Genomic DNA, 15,369 nt, shown 5'->3' with positions numbered 1-15,369 from the left:
TCAATAAAAATTTAGGATTGGTATATTAGTATTATTTTACTACTCTGATGCAATTTTCCAAAGTTAATTTACCTCTTGCACCTAATTCTCTAGCTTCTATGATTTTTTCTTCATACAACTTTAGAAATATTTCTCTATATTTAGTCCTATTTAAGTAACCAAGGTTGCCAATTTCAAGAATAATCATAGTTATAGCATTATCTAAAGTCATCCAATCTTGATTTTTTATGTGTAAAATATCAATTATTTGAGGTTTAATTGTGGAAATACGTTCATTATTTTGACGTTCCCATTCATCGTCCATAAATTTATGATATTGACCAGTTTTATCATCTTGATGGAAGAGTAATTTATTTTCCTGATACACAAAATCATTTAAAAAGACACCTAAAGCTTTTTGAGGATGGTTACTGCCAACTACAATATGATACTGTGGTCGAGTATCATTATACTCTTCTTTAATTTCAAAACTAGCTACTCCATTAAAATTACTATTTTTTCGCAGTCTATCTTTGAAGTATTCAAGCACCCATCTTTCAAATTTTTGCTCTTTTTGCTCTTCTTGTTGGTATTCAAGCCATTTTTGTTTCCATTCTATATCTGAGTTATTACCTAAAAGTTTAGTTAGATGCTGTGTATATGTTTCCATAATTTTCTCTTCCTTGCAATCTTTATAACTTGTTTTATATCTGCCGCCACTGCGAGCAACTGCGATATTATGGAATAGGATGAATAATTCCCCTTTATATTTACTAACATAATCAGCTATAGAACATATTTCTTCAAAAGTTACTCCTTGAACACCAAAAGTATCTAAAAAAAATAATGTTGGATAGTTGTCTAATTCACTCATGATTTGAGGTAACACTTTATCAAATTTCTGAGGTTTATAAATTTTGTAAGATAATCCTTCCCCTATTAAATTACAGTTAATATTGAGTTCTTGGTTTCTTTTTTTGTTTTTCTCTGTAAAAAAGCATCTTAATGTAACACGATCTTCAAGTTCAAATATTTTGGCTAATTTAAGAGCTATCAAAGGTGAACCATCAGTATCTAAAAAATTCGGTTTATATCTGTTCCAAAAATCTGATTTATCTATAAAGTCCTCAATGCCAATTCCTCTATCATATTTACCTTTTCCTGCAAAACCATCAACATAGTTAAGATACTGTGATTGAAAGGGTTTGCTACCACCTAAGTTATAACAGAAGGCTTGTATATACCTTAACATGATCCGATGTTTGGCAGCCGTCCATATTCTTTTCCGATTGAAATATTCTACTTATCCTGAAATCTAGTTTATTTATTAATAATTAATTGGTGAGGTAAACTTGCAAATCAACAAGGTTATCAACTAATTACATAAGCTGATAACCTTGTTGATTTATTATTAAGCCTTTAAGCTGCTTCTCTTAGCATTGATGCTGTATTCGTTTCTGGAAACGGTAGGGAAAGCTGTTCGGGTAATGGTGCTGGTGCTTCCTGTAATACCGTGACTTCAATATTTACACTGACTAAATAACTACCTGTATCTGCACCTACGGCTTCAGAAATGATTTTAGCTATATCTGGACGTTTTGCCGTCAGAGGATCACGGATAATACAACGATCCCATTCATGCTTGGCGGTGGGGTTAAGATTGAGAATATAATGCTTCATCATAGGTGTAGTCCTTAAAATCCCTATTCCATAAGTCTTTCCAGGTTTGAAGACTATTTTAATAGTATAGTACAAATTTACTATATTGCCAAGGGGACAAAGGAAATTAGCCCTGTTCGAGTTTATACTCTAAACAGGGCGGTGATGAATTTTGGATTTTAGATTTTGGATTATTTTAGAATCACCAATTACCAATCACCAATTACCAAATTATCTAACTTTCGGTTTCACAATCAGGAACACCTTCTCTAAATACTCGACTTGCTAAAATATCTACTGCTTCAATGGTAATTAAATCCTGTTTATTTAATTTTTTCCCACTACTTAATAACCGATTTGCTTGACGTAATCTTGCTCTATCTATAGCATTTCTGACACTACGGGCATTAGCAAAATGAGCCATTGTCTTCCGTTTAATTAAATATTCCCGAAAGGCTTTTTCAGCATCTGCACTAAAACAATAGTTTTGAGATTTGACGATAGATTGGGCAATAATCATCAAATTGTCAACGCTATAATCATTAAATTCGATGTGTAAACCAATGCGGGAATTCATGCCGGGGTTACTATGGAAAAAATGCTCCATTTGCGTTTTATAACCAGCGAGAATGACTACTATATCATCTCGTTGGTTTTCCATGACTTGCATGAGGATTTCAATGGCTTCTAAGCCAAAATCACCAGGATGATCGGGACGATATAAGGTGTAGGCTTCATCTACTAATAAGACACCACCCATAGCATTATTTAAAACTTCTCTGGTTTTGGGTGCTGTTTGACCAATACCTTGACCAACTAAATCATCTCTAGTTACTAACATGACGTTTTCTCTACGTATATATTCTAAACGATAGAGAATTTCTGCCATCCGCATGGCTACTGTGGTTTTACCCATGCCGGGATTGCCTAAGAATGTCATGTGTAGACTAGGTGCACCTGCATCCAGCCCTAAGCTTTTACGAATGCGATCAACTAGTAATAAGGCTGCCATTTCTTTGATTTTGTTTTTGACGGATTTTAATCCGACCAACTCTTGATCTAATTTATCAAGAATGTCTTGAATCTGAGATTCTTGAAAAGCACCTTCTAAATCAATGTCTCTGTCTTCGTTGATGGCAATAACTGTCTGTGTTTCTAAAAGCTGTTCACTCATGAATATCACCTCTGGTAGTGCTTTTGATGATAGCTTTGAATGCGGAAATATAAAAGAATTTAATTCTAATGCTAATGATATATATTTTTTAATTATCAATTACTGAATGGAGTGATAAGGAAAATGTAATTGTGAGGAGTAGGGACAAACCCCCTGTGGTTGCCCCAAATATCTTAATTAAAATCCATTTACCCAATTTGCTTGTTGGGGTACGGGTATGTAAATTCCGGCTGCGTCTAAGCTAATTTTTAAGCGACGACGATATTCTCGCGCTACGCCCCATTGTTTGAGAGGTTGGGTTTTAATTAATACACGAATCATTAAACCGCGATCGCTAAAATTTTCTACTCCCAACACATTAGGCTTTTCTAAAATTTGATGTTGCCATTCGGGATCTTCATTCATCTCTAAAGCGACATTTTCTATTAATTCTAAAGCCTGATCAATATCACTTTGATAAGAAACTGGAATTGTTAAATCTGCCCGTGACCAACGACTGGAAAGATTGGCAACTATTTTGACTTCACTATTAGGAATTGTAATTAAACGTCCTTCTGCATCTCGTACTTGAGTCATCCGCAAATTCAATTTTTCGACTAAACCGCCCACAGTACCTACTGTAATCATATCACCCAAAGCATATTGATCTTCTAAAATAATTAAAAAGCCATTAATTGCATCTTTAATTAAGTTTTGAGAAGCCAGAGATACCGCTACACCAACTAAACCAGCACCAGCCAGAAGAGGAACAATATTTATTCCCAAGGCAATTAAGGACATTAAAATTCCCGCACCTACCCAAATAATGGTGGTGATACTTTTAGTGACACCGGAAAACGTGGATATTCTCAATTGGAGACGTTCGGAAGTTTCTGGAGTTAGTAATGCTCCACCACTAATGATGGTAGAGGTAAAATGATCTATGATCGCATAAGTAAACCGGACTATGACATAGGTTCCCACACCAACAATAATTAATTTGATGGGAATTTTGGCAATGGTGAGAATTCCAATTTGTAGGGCTTGGGTAGCAGGAAATAGTCCTAAAATAATTAAACTACCACTAACCCAAATTCCAGCTTGTGCGAGTTGAAATAGTCTGGTTTTAACTTCTTGAAGATGTTGCTGTTGTTGTTGATTAATTAATTTGGTAATGGGTTGATCCTCTAGGGAATTAGACTCAGAGGATGGTAGTAAATTATCACTTAAACGTTTTTGGAAACGACGGACTCCCCAACTCATAATCATCATAGTGATGGTACTAGCAGTAGCAATACCAACTTGTTGGAAAAACTGAGTTTGCGTTTCTGGTTGGGTTAATGCTGTTTTGATAAATGCAGTTTTGTGTAAATTCTCTGGAGTTTGGGCTGTAGCTTTAGGTATAGGTGCAATAGATATGATCATTGAACCCGTAATAGCTAAAAATTGAACTAGCACTCAAATACCTCCTTGGGTAACTCGCAAGGTTGCTATAGTCTTACCAGAGAAGGATGAAAAAGCCAAAAGTTAGATCAGGTCTTAATCTTACTTATATTGAAGATAAAGGTAGTATCTACTAGCTAATAGGTATTTATGATAAAATATGGCTAATTAAATGTATAATATCTTAGAAAGAATATTTCTGAAAAATTTCCTATGTCTCGACCATCTTTTGTGATTTTTGCCCAAGATTACCTTTCTATACTACTTAGTAATTATGGTAATATTTTCCTGAATGAACTTATTCCCCGCAACCCTAAATTAAGAGTCTATAAACATCCTTCTCGATCTGGTTGGGAACGTACATATATAGAAACACTCTTTACTAATAACCCTAATATATTAGTTAGTCCCGAAGTGGTAGCGGAAGCAAAAATAGTAGATGTATTGTTTGAACCTGATATCAATAAATCTAGGATATCCTTGGGATTATTGGGAGAACTTACTTCAACTCCCTGTATTATTCAACCTTTACGCTGGACACCAAACACGCAGGAAGTAAGAAACTGTATAAATCATTTTTTAACGTGGACAAGTGAAACTAATGGCGGGATTATTCCTGTAAATGAAACTTTAAAAGATATAGATCAGGAAAAATCGGAAGAGGATGATAATAAAACTCAATTGATCATCGTTCCCTCTATTTTTCCTGACCATTTTCAAGGATTTGGAATTAAATCATCTGCTGTGAATATTCCAGGCGTTTATAATTTACCTGCAATTTTTTCTACTACTATCGTTGTTACAAATGAACTACCTATAGATATTTCCACTCTCTGGTTGAGGATTTTAGGACGGGGAAAGACTCAAAGACAGGCGATAATAGAACTTTTTCACTCAGGTATTGATGATCCGCTTTATACTTTAGCTCGGCAACAGTTACAACAATGGTATCAATTTTTATTGCAAGGTGATATTGGTAAGGAATCTCATCTGTTAATGCAAACTTTGGCTTCATTAATTTAGAAAATACTCTCACCCCTGCACACTAGCAATTATCTGGCCGATATTCTGGGGAGTTGCACCAGTAGCTAACATTGCACGTATTAATAACTCAATGGAAACAGAAGCATCTCCATTTTCAGCATGAGCAATTCTGGGTTGACTAGAATGAATTTTAGTAGCTAATTCAGTCTGAGTCATTAAATTTTGTCTTCTTACTTTCAAGTTGCGACTGAGAGCTAATTTAATTTCTACTAATGCTGCTTCCTCTGGAGTTAATTCCAAAAATTCTGTCGCTGTGCCAATTTTCCCACCTTTAGCTTCTAGACGTTCTCTCTTTAATTGATCCATAAAATTTTATCTTCTCAGTTTTCACCTGTCCATGGAACCAAACTAGAGGTTTATCAGTTTGTTCCATATTTTTTGTTATATCAAATCTGATATATTTTGCCATATAAATGGAAAAATTACCTTTGCTGATAAATCGGGAATCAGTATTTACGAGAAAATATGGCTAGTTGTCAGAAAATATTGTTAAAGTACGTAAAGGTTTATAGACCTGTTTTATTTTTTAGAGGATAATTCTTCATGATTGCAACTGCTCCCATATTAAAGCACGAGGTTAAAGACCTCGCCCTCGCTCCCTTGGGAAGACAACGGATTGAATGGGCTGGAAGAGAAATGCCGGTATTGAAGCAAATCCGCGATCGCTTTGAGAAAGAAAAGCCCTTCGCTGGTTTACGCCTGGCTGCTTGCGCCCACGTGACCACAGAAACCGCACATTTAGCGATCGCCCTCAAAGCCGGTGGTGCTGATGCAGTTTTAATTGCGAGTAACCCCTTATCAACTCAAGATGACGTAGCTGCGAGCCTTGTAGCTGATCATGGTATTGCTGTATTTGCTCAAAAAGGCGAAGATGCCGCTACATATAACCGCCACGTGCAAATAGCATTAGATCATCGCCCCAACATCATTGTTGATGACGGTAGCGACGTGGTAGCAGAATTAGTTCAACACCGTAAACACCAAATTGCCGATTTAATTGGTAGCACCGAAGAAACCACCACTGGTATTGTGCGTTTACGCGCCATGTTTAAAGAAGGCGTTCTTACATTCCCCGCCATGAACGTCAACGACGCAGACACCAAGCACTTCTTTGATAACCGCTATGGTACTGGTCAATCTACCTTAGACGGAATTATCCGCGCTACAAATATTTTGTTAGCTGGTAAAACTGTTGTGGTTGTCGGTTATGGCTGGTGTGGTAAGGGTACAGCCCTCCGCGCTCGTGGTATGGGTGCAAATGTCATCGTCACCGAAATTGACCACATCAAGGCTATTGAAGCCGTTATGGATGGTTTCCGGGTGCTACCAATGGCAGAAGCAGCGCCTCACGGTGATATCTTCATTACTGTGACTGGTAACAAGCACGTCGTTCGCGGTGAACACTTCGATGTCATGAAAGACGGTGCGATCGTTTGTAACTCTGGTCACTTTGATCTGGAACTTGATTTGAAATACTTAGCCGCTAATGCTAAGGAAATCAAGGATGTCCGTCCTTTCACAGAAGAGTATAAATTGACAAATGGTAAATCCGTAGTTGTACTCGGACAAGGACGTTTGATTAATTTGGCTGCTGCTGAAGGACACCCCAGCGCAGTTATGGATATGAGTTTTGCTAACCAAGCTTTGGCTGTTGAATACCTGGTGAAGAATAAGGGTAGTTTAGCTGCTGGTTTGCATTCTATTCCTAGAGATGTGGATGAAGAAATTGCTCGTTTGAAGTTGCAAGCTATGGGCATTTTCATTGATAGTTTGACAGCCGAGCAAATTGACTATATCAATTCTTGGACTTCTGGAACGTAAGTCATTTAGTTGATTTTTTGGGGATAGGCTTTTGGGCTTATCCCTTTTTTTTCGTTTTGTGTTATGGATTTCTACAAGTATCATCTCTCGTTGTAGTTCGCTTAGAAACTGCTGGCGATAGCTTGATGCCTTTATCTTTGATGGTTTGGCAATCTAACCACGTATGAAATGGTGGCATTCCAACCGGCTCATGACCAAGTTTCTTTTCAGGATGATAAAAGTTTTTTAACAAGATTTCAGCACCTAATTCACCAACTTTCTTATCATATACAGATACGACAATTCCTGCGTATTTTACGTTTTCTGGAGCGTATGTTGATGGAATTACCCACTTATCTCTCAAAAGTTCGGCACCTCCTACACTATTAAGTATATTATCCAAACCGTACCATGCAAAATAGACTTCTTTTGCATCATTGGGATTTTTTGGATCACCCAAATCAGTTGGCTCAACAGGTCGAGGAAATGGACGGTTTATAAAACGGTCATCACCATTGTTTTTGAGTTGATCTATATCTTTAGCAACATAAGTATCCTGTGGTGTATCCTGATCGTATACAAAAACTAGCTTTTGATCTGGGGGAAAAAGAGAAGCAATCTCCTTACCATAATCAAGCCCACCTGTGCCGTAGCGCACACCAGCAATATTTGAGTTTTCGTAACGATTATCAAGAGATGTCACGATTCCGCTGCTAATAGGGTCAGTGACTCCAAGGAATATCTGTCCTTTGGCACCAAGTTTCTTAACTAAGTCAGCGTCTCTAATTGCTTTGGTAGCAAAAGATCCTGCTGTTACTATATAATCTATGTTCTGATCCTTATAGCGAATGGCAATGTCCTTAGTTATTTTGTTCCATAACTCTTTACCTGACAGTTTGCCTAAATGTCCACATGGCTCTTCGGGTATTTTCACGCTGTCGGGAGACTCAAGACAACCTTTTTCTGGAGGCGGAGCAATAAGCTTAATTTTAGGCTCATTTATGAGACGGTCACGAAAAGCTTGAATCATTATCTGTTCGTAGGGTACATTTTCGCTCGTTACTATCACAACAGATAATTTTTTTGAAGGCCAAAAATAGTAACTGATAACACCAATACTAAACAGAGAAGTGATTGCAAGCCCCCAATTAACTAACATCCGACGACGCTTTTGTTCCTTCTTTTTCTTGGCTTCAAATTCTAAACTTTGGTTAATAAAATTTTGTTCAGATGAACTCATTTCACTTCCCCTTTGCTGTAACTTTTCTCCAGCAATTACTAAAGATGTACCTTTTAATAATAAATTAGATTCCCTGTGAGCAGATTCCCATTCATTAATTTTTACCTTAAGTTGTTCTTGCCAAGTGCAAAACTCACGATTGGCCTCAAATTTTGAACTCTGCTGAATAAAATCTTGTTCAGACAAACTCATTTCATCTTTTCTTTCCTGTAACCATTCTTCAGCTATTACTAGAGATGTACCTCGTAGTAATGCATTATAGTCCCTGTTAACAGACTCCCATTCATTAATTTTTACCTTAAGTTGTTCTTGCCAAGTGCGAAACTTACGATTGTCCTCAAATTTTGAACTCTGCTGAATAAAATTCTGTTCAGACAAACTCATTTCATCTTTTCTTTCCTGTAACCATTTTTCAGCTTCAGGTAAAAATACACGTTGTAATAATGCCTGATTGTCCTTTTGAACAGACTCCCATTCCTTAATTTTTACCTTAAGTTGTTCTTGCCAAATGCGAAACGCCCGACTGTTTTCCATCCAAGTTTGTAGCGTTTTCCATTCTCGAATCAATGCTTCATGAATGATCTCGACGGTTTCTTGATCTGTTTCCTCTTTTTCATTAATCTTCTTGATTTTATTTATCACCACCAAACGAAAATTATGAGAAGCCAACTGTGTTACTAAATCCCAGTTATCTGCTCCAATTTCTTCACGGGTAGCTAATCTTCGAGTATCTTCTGTTCCCTCCCCTGGACGCACTAACTGAATAAATACTCTTTGCACTCGTAGTTGATCTTTTTCACTGAAACTTTGATATTTATCTTCAGCATATTTTGCGAGTGCCTTTTCTAGACGATCAATTTCGTCATAAGCCTGATGGGTTAACTGACCATTTTGCCGTTTTTCCCACAGTTTCGTAAGAGTAAATTCTAGTATCGGCAGGTTTCCAGGTTGAACGTTCACTGCATCCAAAATGCTTTCTGTTAGTCCACGCTCAATTGTTAATTGAAGCAGTTGGGCGGGTTTTTCAATGACATCTTTTAGTTCTTGTCTATTCATCGGACCAAGTATTTGATTAGCATCCTGCAAAGCTTCTGCAAAAGAACGCTCAGAAATCGCATATTTGAAAAAATCAGCCCGTAAGGTAAGAACAATCTTAAAATTCTCTATCTGCTTAATGGTTAATAACAATTGTTCAATAAATATATTGCGTTCCTTTTCCTGGCAAAGAGTGTAGAGTTCTTCAAATTGATCTGCTATCAGTAACAATTTAATACCAGAATTTTTATTCAAGATAGATGTTACGATATTCTTTAATCCTGAAACGTCCTGCTGAAATTCTTGAACTAGCCTATTTTGTGTAATCAACTGCTCACTACTACTGTTTTCAGGGTCTAGCAGAGAAACTAACTTAGTTACTAAATTTCTGAAAGGGTGATCGCCAGGACGAAAATCTACAATCAACCAATTTTTTTCCAAACGCAGTTGAGGGATTAAACCAGCAAACACCACAGAAGATTTACCGCTACCCGAAGCCCCAATTACAGTTACTAAAGGTTTCCTTTTTACAGATTCTACTAACTGCTTTATAAATTCATCTCGTCCAAAAAAGAATTTAGCGTCCTCTTCTCGAAAAGCAGATAAACCTCGATAAGGGCAATCTGCGATCGCTGGCCATGCTTTAATTAGCACATGAGAGGGAATCATAAAAGCAACTTTAGCATCGGGTCGTCTCATTTCAGCCGCCACAGCTATTCCTGCTACACCCTGAAGTTTTTCATCCCAGATAGGCGCACCACTAAAACCAGGTTCTAATCTAAAACCAGGTTGTTTCACATCCTCTAGCTGTACCCAATCTTTAGCTGTGCGTCCACGTAAAACCCCAGTAGCCCAAACACCATGTGGTTGTGCTGCTGGAAAACCATATACTCGGAAAGAATGTTCCTGCCAATCATCAGATGTAACTAATGGTACTTTTTGTGCTACTTGAGGAGAATTTTCTAACTCCAATCCAGCAATATCTTCTACTTGCTCATCGGGATTCACTGGTCGCCAAAAGACCACTTTAGCTGTGAAACGTGGTCTATCTGGCACTAGAGGAAAGTCCAAAGTAATTTCTACACCTAGCATTTCAGTAATATTTCTGGTATCTCCCAAAGCATCAGCTACTACATGAGCGCAGGTGAGAATGTACTTTTGGGAAACTAAGAAGCCAGCACCAATTACCCCGCCATTATTGGAGTAAATTCTGACAATAGATGAATCAAACTGTGGGCGCATCTTGTGAATCCTTTTTCCACTTTAAGGTGATTTCATAGTTGACTTCACTATTACCAGAAGCTACAACAGCCCCAAGTTGGGCGCTAATTTTGATACCAAACTTAACTTCCACTTCATCTGCTGGCTGTTTGAGGCTACTCACTTTGGTAATAATTGCATTTGCTATAGGCTTAACGGTTTCTAAAGCGGACTCAAAAGTTTGTGTAGCCTTATCAACTACTTGATCTCGCAAACCGATGCGATTATCGGTTTCTGTTGCTTCGTCGAGTTCAACAAAAATAAATTCGCCACTTTCAAGAGGAAATTTTACTATGCGTTTCATAATATACTTAAAAAAATGTGAAAATATCTTTTAAGTATAATCGCATAATTTAAGGCTGTGTGTCAATAATAATAATAATAATAATACCTGGCTTTTTATCTCCAGATATATACTTTAAAATATGAGAGGTTTTACTGCAATGGATACCTTACTTAGATAAATATCGCCAAATCATTCAAAAAATCTTAACCGAATATTCCCAACTTCCCTACGCTTACGGTGAACTAGAAAGACAACTAATAATAGACCAAACCGCCAACCATTACCTATTACTAACATTAGGCTGGGAAAATAATCAACGAGTACATGGTTGCTTAGTTCATATAGACATAATCAACCATAAAATCTGGATTCAAAGAGACGGAACAGAATACGGTATAGCCAACGAACTTGTTAACGCTGGTATTCCTAAAAATCAAATAGTTTTAGCCTGACCACCAGCCGATATCAGACAATATACAGAATTTGCAATTACTTAGTTTAAAACTTTAGTTGAAGCCTTTGGTTTTTCGTTGCAACTTAACCTAACCTGGGAATTATTACTAGGTAAAGAATAATGAAATTAGGATAGAATTTAATGTAAAACAATGATAAAATAAAGTAATGTCGAAAAAACGTAAATTACTAGAGAAAGGAAAATTAAAAATGGAAAGTTTAAGACTGCGATCGCGCATTGGTAAAGATGGACTATTAAAAATTCATTTACCACAGGCTAAAGAAGGAACTGAATTTGATATTATTGTTATTTATGAAATAGCTGTACCAAAAGAAGAAACAGCCACAGAACAAACCATGAAATTGAGTGATTTTTATGGTTGTATCCAAGATGAAACATTTATTAGACATCCACAATTAGAACAACCTGAAAGAGAAGCATTCTGATGATTTACTTATTAGATACCAATACCTGTATTATTTATCTTAAAGGTAAAAATATTCATCTAAAAGAGAAATTAGATAGTATCTCAACTTCTGAAATTGCAGTTTGTTCCATTGTCAAAAGTGAATTATTCTATGGTGCTATGCGGAGTGCTAAACCGGATAGTAATTTAAAATTACAACAAGGATTTCTTGATAAATTCGTCTCTTTACCCTTTAATGATGAAGCAGCTATAATTTTCGGTAATATTCGTGCTGAACTTACTAGCAAAGGAACACCCATTGGTGGTTATGATTTACAAATTGCTGCTATTGCTTTAGCTAATAATTTGATATTAGTTACACACAATACTAGGGAGTTTTCCCGCATTCCTCAATTACAATTACAAGACTGGGAAGTAACATAATTAAACATCATCACTTTAATTTTATATGTCCGCGAAAGATTTTTTTCACAATGCAGTTAGGTTAGCTTTAGAAAAAGATGGTTGGTTAATTACTGATGATCCTTTATCATTTACAGTAGATAGTCTTGATTTTAGAATTGATTTAGAAACAGAAATACTTTTAGGAGCAGAAAAAGAAGGTCAAAAAATAGCAGTTGAGGTAAAATCTTTTTTAGCTGACTCAATCGTAAATGAATTTCATACCGCTTTAGGACAAACACTTAATTATCGTACTGTTTTAAGAAAAAAAGAACCCAACCGCATTTTATATCTAGCAATTGGTAATGACATATACAAAGAGTTTTTTCTAATTCCGTTTATTCAAGAAATAATTGCTGAACATAAATTAAAATTATTGATTTTTGAAATTATTAAACAGGAGATTGTTTTATGGAAGGAATGAATTATCCTGAATTAGTAAAAACCGTGTTAGCAAGACATACCGAAAATCATAGATCAGAAGGAACCGAAAAGGAGTTAATTTTTGATAGTGAAAGAAATAGTTATTTAGTAGTTCATGTAGGATGGCAGAATAACTAAAGGGCTTATGGTACAGTTATTCATGTAGATATTAGAGATGGAAAAATCTGGATTCAGCGAGATTTAACTGAAGAAGGTGTAGCTAGTGAACTGGTAGAATTAGGAGTACCAAAAACCGATATAGTTTTAGGTTTTAAATCTCCTTTTGTGAGGGAATTTACTGGTTTTGCAGTGTGTTAGTTGTAGGTTGGGTTGAAAAACGTTCGCGTAGCGTGCCGTAGGCATAACCCAACATTTTTATAATTTGATTGCGTTGGGTTGCGATGCAGCTTAACCCAACTTACAAATATAATACAGAGCCATTACTTAAAAAACAAGGTATAATCCAATATAAAATATCACTTTAAATTTTTATGTCAGCAAAAGATATATTTCACAATACAGTTAAAATAGCATTAGAAAAAGAGAATTGGCAAATTACTGATGATCCTTTATATTTACGCCTAACAGCATTAGTGAAAATCAGGATAGATTTAGGAGCAGAAAAGCTAATTGGTGCTGAGAAAGATAATCAAAAGATAGCAGTAGAGGTAAAAAGTTTTCTCGGACTTTCAGCAATTTCCGAATTTCATACAGCAATTGGTCAATTTTTAAATTATAGGATAGCATTAGGACAGCAAGACCCTGAAAGAGTATTATATTTAGCTATATCTCAAGATATATATCAAGAGTTTTTTACTGATAGTTTCATTCAAACCGTTTTACAAACTTATGAGATTAAATTATTAGTTTTTGACATTAATAAGGAGGAAATAGTGTTATGGAAACCTTAAATTATCAAGAGATAGTAAAAGATATTATCTCTAAATATGCAAAAGACCAAGCAGAGGAAGATTTAGAAAATACAGAAATTGTTTTTGATACAGAACGGGATATTTATTTATTATTGTATACAGGATGGAAAGACGAAAATAGAATTTATGGTTGTCCCATTCATATTAGTATTAAAGATGGTAAAATTTGGATTGAAAGGGATTTTACAGAAGAAGGAATTCCTAATCAATTAGTAGAGTTAGGAGTACCGAAAACAGATATTGTGTTAGGTTTTAGAGCGCCTCATATTAGGCAGTTTACTGGTTTTGCAGAGGGTTGATTTTTACTCGATTTTCTGTGATTCTGATTCAAAAAATATAATACCATGATACAAAAAACATACCCACTTCCTCTAACCTTCGAGCAAATTCTTAATCTTGTATTACAACTTCCTCCACAAGAACAAGAAGAAATTATCCAACAAATAAAAATAAACTTACCAAAAAAGAAAGAAGAAGATTTACTGACTGTTGTTGATAGAATTGGTAAAAATGCTCAAGCAAAAGGACTTACAGAAGAAATTTTAGCAGAATTATTAGCTGATGAATCATAAACTAATTGTCATTGACACCAACGTTTTACTTAGTGCTGCACTCAGTCCAGATGGAACAGCCCGTAAAGCCCTAGATAAAGCCTATAAACAATTCAAAATAGCTCAAAGTGAGCAAACCTATCAAGAATTAAAAACACGCATTTACAAATCTAAATTTGATAAATATATTTCAGATGAAGAACGGCAAGATTTTTTAGAAGTAGTCAAAAAATACAGCCAATTTATAGAAATAACAACTCAAATAGATATCTGTAGAGATCCAGACGATAACAAATTTTTAGAACTCGCAAAAGAAGCCAATGCCGAATTTTTGATTACAGGAGATCAAGACCTTTTATCACTTAAAACTCTAGTCGAATATCAAAACCAGATTATTACTCCGAGAGACTTTATCAGCATTAATTAAATTTTCGCTTTCTTATCACCCCTTGAAGATGTTTGACTTTGCATAGACATTTACCATAATACCGTTAGAAATGCCCTAGAAAAAGATAATTGGCAAATCACCAAACATCCATTTGTTCTCAAATGGGGTATAAGAGATTTATATATAGACTTAGGTGCAGAAAAACTCATAGCAGCCGAAAAAACTGGACAGAAAATAGCAGTCGAAATTAAAAGCTTTATAGGTGCTTCTCTAGTCACCGACCTAGAAAACGCTTTAGGGCAATATATCTTATATTACGACATTGTCTCACGCTGAGAACCTGAACGCCGGTTATATCTCGCTATTCGTCAAGAAACCTACTCAGAACTATTTCAAGAACCAATTGGTAAAATATTATTAGAAAATCAACGCCTTTGTTTACTTGTCTTCGACTCCAAACGAGAGGAAATACTGCAATGGATACCTTAGATAAATATCGCCAAATCATTCAAAAAATCTTAACCGAATATTCCCAACTTCCCTACGCTTACGGTGAACTAGAAAGACAACTAATAATAGACCAAACCGCCAACCATTACCTACTACTCACATTAGGCTGGGAAAATAATCAACGAGTGCATGGTTGCTTAGTTCATATGGACATAATCAACGATAAAATCTGGATTCAAAGAGACGGAATAGAATACGGTATAGCTAACGAACTTGTTAACGCTGGTATTCCTAAAAATCAAATAGTTTTAGCCTGACCACCAGCCGATATCAGACAATATACTGAATTTGCAGTTGCTTAGTTTAAAACTTTAGTTGAAGCCTTTGGTTTTTCGTTGCAACTT

Annotated in this window: 18 protein-coding genes and 2 pseudogenes; 13 read left to right on the top strand and 7 right to left on the bottom strand. The window is 35.8% G+C overall.

The genetic code is table 11. The annotated features are described in order from the left end of the window. Positions 1-31: 31 nt before the first annotated feature. From tcmP to PN471_RS02720, 4 genes are all read right to left on the bottom strand, one after another. Positions 32-1,258: a three-Cys-motif partner protein TcmP gene (gene tcmP / locus PN471_RS02735; protein ID WP_271775592.1), complete on the bottom strand. Its 1,227-nt coding sequence runs from the start codon at positions 1,256-1,258 to the stop codon at positions 32-34. A gap of 140 nt (positions 1,259-1,398) precedes the next feature. Beyond that, positions 1,399-1,662, bottom strand: coding sequence for a hypothetical protein (locus PN471_RS02730; RefSeq protein WP_271775562.1), 264 nt, complete (start codon positions 1,660-1,662; stop codon positions 1,399-1,401). A 211-nt stretch (positions 1,663-1,873) separates the two neighbouring features. After that, positions 1,874-2,812 carry an AAA family ATPase gene (locus PN471_RS02725; protein ID WP_271775561.1) on the bottom strand — a complete coding sequence of 313 codons (939 nt, stop codon included), beginning with the start codon at positions 2,810-2,812 and terminating at the stop codon, positions 1,874-1,876. Positions 2,813-2,989: 177 nt separating this feature from the next. Then, positions 2,990-4,249: a mechanosensitive ion channel family protein gene (locus PN471_RS02720; protein WP_442867124.1), complete on the bottom strand. Its 1,260-nt coding sequence runs from the start codon at positions 4,247-4,249 to the stop codon at positions 2,990-2,992. Positions 4,250-4,447: 198 nt separating this feature from the next. On the opposite strand from PN471_RS02720, the gene PN471_RS02715 reads away from it, so the two are divergent. Then, a complete protein-coding gene (locus PN471_RS02715) occupies positions 4,448-5,257 on the top strand; it encodes a hypothetical protein (protein WP_271775560.1) in 810 nt (269 codons plus the stop codon). A gap of 9 nt (positions 5,258-5,266) precedes the next feature. Here PN471_RS02715 and PN471_RS02710 read toward each other — a convergent pair whose 3' ends face one another. Beyond that, positions 5,267-5,584 (bottom strand): helix-turn-helix domain-containing protein, encoded by a 318-nt coding sequence (locus PN471_RS02710; protein ID WP_271775559.1) that lies wholly within the window; start codon positions 5,582-5,584, stop codon positions 5,267-5,269. 237 nt (positions 5,585-5,821) lie between these two features. On the opposite strand from PN471_RS02710, the gene ahcY reads away from it, so the two are divergent. Then, complete coding sequence (gene ahcY / locus PN471_RS02705) at positions 5,822-7,099, top strand: adenosylhomocysteinase (RefSeq protein ID WP_271775558.1); 1,278 nt, start codon at positions 5,822-5,824, stop codon at positions 7,097-7,099. A 61-nt stretch (positions 7,100-7,160) separates the two neighbouring features. Here the strand turns inward: ahcY and PN471_RS02700 are convergent, their stop codons facing one another. Together PN471_RS02700 and PN471_RS02695 are read right to left on the bottom strand one after the other, a co-directional pair. Next, a complete protein-coding gene (locus PN471_RS02700) occupies positions 7,161-10,595 on the bottom strand; it encodes an nSTAND1 domain-containing NTPase (protein WP_271775557.1) in 3,435 nt (1,144 codons plus the stop codon). After that, positions 10,579-10,917 carry a CU044_2847 family protein gene (locus PN471_RS02695; RefSeq protein ID WP_271775556.1) on the bottom strand — a complete coding sequence of 113 codons (339 nt, stop codon included), beginning with the start codon at positions 10,915-10,917 and terminating at the stop codon, positions 10,579-10,581. The genes PN471_RS02700 and PN471_RS02695 overlap by 17 nt, the downstream gene beginning before the upstream one ends. 143 nt (positions 10,918-11,060) lie before the next feature. Between PN471_RS02695 and PN471_RS02690 the strand changes: the two genes are divergently transcribed. From PN471_RS02690 to PN471_RS02640, 11 genes and pseudogenes are all read left to right on the top strand, one after another. After that, positions 11,061-11,351 (top strand): XisI protein, encoded by a 291-nt coding sequence (locus PN471_RS02690; protein WP_271775591.1) that lies wholly within the window; start codon positions 11,061-11,063, stop codon positions 11,349-11,351. Between the two features lie 169 nt (positions 11,352-11,520). Then, complete coding sequence (locus PN471_RS02685) at positions 11,521-11,799, top strand: hypothetical protein (protein ID WP_271775555.1); 279 nt, start codon at positions 11,521-11,523, stop codon at positions 11,797-11,799. Next, positions 11,799-12,203, top strand: coding sequence for a type II toxin-antitoxin system tRNA(fMet)-specific endonuclease VapC (gene vapC, locus PN471_RS02680; RefSeq protein ID WP_271775554.1), 405 nt, complete (start codon positions 11,799-11,801; stop codon positions 12,201-12,203). The genes PN471_RS02685 and vapC overlap by 1 nt, the downstream gene beginning before the upstream one ends. Before the next feature lie 25 nt (positions 12,204-12,228). After that, the gene (locus PN471_RS02675) at positions 12,229-12,645 is read left to right on the top strand and encodes a XisH family protein (RefSeq protein WP_193891799.1); all 417 of its coding nucleotides are present in this window, start codon (positions 12,229-12,231) and stop codon (positions 12,643-12,645) included. Beyond that, positions 12,633-12,962: pseudogene (locus PN471_RS02670) on the top strand (XisI protein). The gene PN471_RS02675 and the pseudogene PN471_RS02670 overlap by 13 nt, the downstream one beginning before the upstream one ends. A 173-nt stretch (positions 12,963-13,135) precedes the next feature. Further along, positions 13,136-13,555: a XisH family protein gene (locus tag PN471_RS02665; RefSeq protein ID WP_271775553.1), complete on the top strand. Its 420-nt coding sequence runs from the start codon at positions 13,136-13,138 to the stop codon at positions 13,553-13,555. Beyond that, positions 13,543-13,875, top strand: coding sequence for a XisI protein (locus PN471_RS02660; RefSeq protein WP_271775552.1), 333 nt, complete (start codon positions 13,543-13,545; stop codon positions 13,873-13,875). The genes PN471_RS02665 and PN471_RS02660 overlap by 13 nt, the downstream gene beginning before the upstream one ends. 45 nt (positions 13,876-13,920) lie before the next feature. Continuing rightward, positions 13,921-14,148: a hypothetical protein gene (locus PN471_RS02655; protein ID WP_271775551.1), complete on the top strand. Its 228-nt coding sequence runs from the start codon at positions 13,921-13,923 to the stop codon at positions 14,146-14,148. Further along, the gene (locus tag PN471_RS02650) at positions 14,138-14,554 is read left to right on the top strand and encodes a putative toxin-antitoxin system toxin component, PIN family (RefSeq protein ID WP_271775550.1); all 417 of its coding nucleotides are present in this window, start codon (positions 14,138-14,140) and stop codon (positions 14,552-14,554) included. The genes PN471_RS02655 and PN471_RS02650 overlap by 11 nt, the downstream gene beginning before the upstream one ends. Positions 14,555-14,596: 42 nt before the next feature. Then, a pseudogene (locus PN471_RS02645) lies at positions 14,597-15,004 on the top strand (element excision factor XisH family protein). Continuing rightward, positions 14,992-15,282 carry a XisI protein gene (locus PN471_RS02640; protein WP_271775549.1) on the top strand — a complete coding sequence of 97 codons (291 nt, stop codon included), beginning with the start codon at positions 14,992-14,994 and terminating at the stop codon, positions 15,280-15,282. Before PN471_RS02645 ends, PN471_RS02640 begins: the two are co-directional and overlap by 13 nt. Positions 15,283-15,369 lie beyond the last annotated feature (87 nt).

Source organism: Aphanizomenon sp. CS-733/32 (assembly GCF_028330045.1).
Taxonomy (GTDB): Bacteria; Cyanobacteriota; Cyanobacteriia; order Cyanobacteriales; family Nostocaceae; genus Dolichospermum; species Dolichospermum gracile.
This window is presented reverse-complemented; position numbering and strand designations above follow the sequence as displayed.

Excerpts from the sequence above, each read along its gene's own strand:
- PN471_RS02725 (WP_271775561.1), bottom strand. The coding sequence starts at position 2,812 with ATGAGTGAACAGCTTTTAGAAACACAGACAGTTATTGCCATCAACGAA.
- ahcY (WP_271775558.1), top strand. The coding sequence starts at position 5,822 with ATGATTGCAACTGCTCCCATATTAAAGCACGAGGTTAAAGACCTCGCC.
- PN471_RS02665 (WP_271775553.1), top strand. The coding sequence starts at position 13,136 with ATGTCAGCAAAAGATATATTTCACAATACAGTTAAAATAGCATTAGAA.
- PN471_RS02695 (WP_271775556.1), bottom strand. The coding sequence starts at position 10,917 with ATGAAACGCATAGTAAAATTTCCTCTTGAAAGTGGCGAATTTATTTTT.
- PN471_RS02650 (WP_271775550.1), top strand. The coding sequence starts at position 14,138 with ATGAATCATAAACTAATTGTCATTGACACCAACGTTTTACTTAGTGCT.
- PN471_RS02640 (WP_271775549.1), top strand. The coding sequence starts at position 14,992 with ATGGATACCTTAGATAAATATCGCCAAATCATTCAAAAAATCTTAACC.
- vapC (WP_271775554.1), top strand. The coding sequence starts at position 11,799 with ATGATTTACTTATTAGATACCAATACCTGTATTATTTATCTTAAAGGT.
- PN471_RS02675 (WP_193891799.1), top strand. The coding sequence starts at position 12,229 with ATGTCCGCGAAAGATTTTTTTCACAATGCAGTTAGGTTAGCTTTAGAA.
- PN471_RS02710 (WP_271775559.1), bottom strand. The coding sequence starts at position 5,584 with ATGGATCAATTAAAGAGAGAACGTCTAGAAGCTAAAGGTGGGAAAATT.
- PN471_RS02715 (WP_271775560.1), top strand. The coding sequence starts at position 4,448 with ATGTCTCGACCATCTTTTGTGATTTTTGCCCAAGATTACCTTTCTATA.
- PN471_RS02700 (WP_271775557.1), bottom strand. The coding sequence starts at position 10,595 with ATGCGCCCACAGTTTGATTCATCTATTGTCAGAATTTACTCCAATAAT.
- PN471_RS02685 (WP_271775555.1), top strand. The coding sequence starts at position 11,521 with ATGTCGAAAAAACGTAAATTACTAGAGAAAGGAAAATTAAAAATGGAA.
- PN471_RS02660 (WP_271775552.1), top strand. The coding sequence starts at position 13,543 with ATGGAAACCTTAAATTATCAAGAGATAGTAAAAGATATTATCTCTAAA.
- PN471_RS02730 (WP_271775562.1), bottom strand. The coding sequence starts at position 1,662 with ATGATGAAGCATTATATTCTCAATCTTAACCCCACCGCCAAGCATGAA.
- PN471_RS02655 (WP_271775551.1), top strand. The coding sequence starts at position 13,921 with ATGATACAAAAAACATACCCACTTCCTCTAACCTTCGAGCAAATTCTT.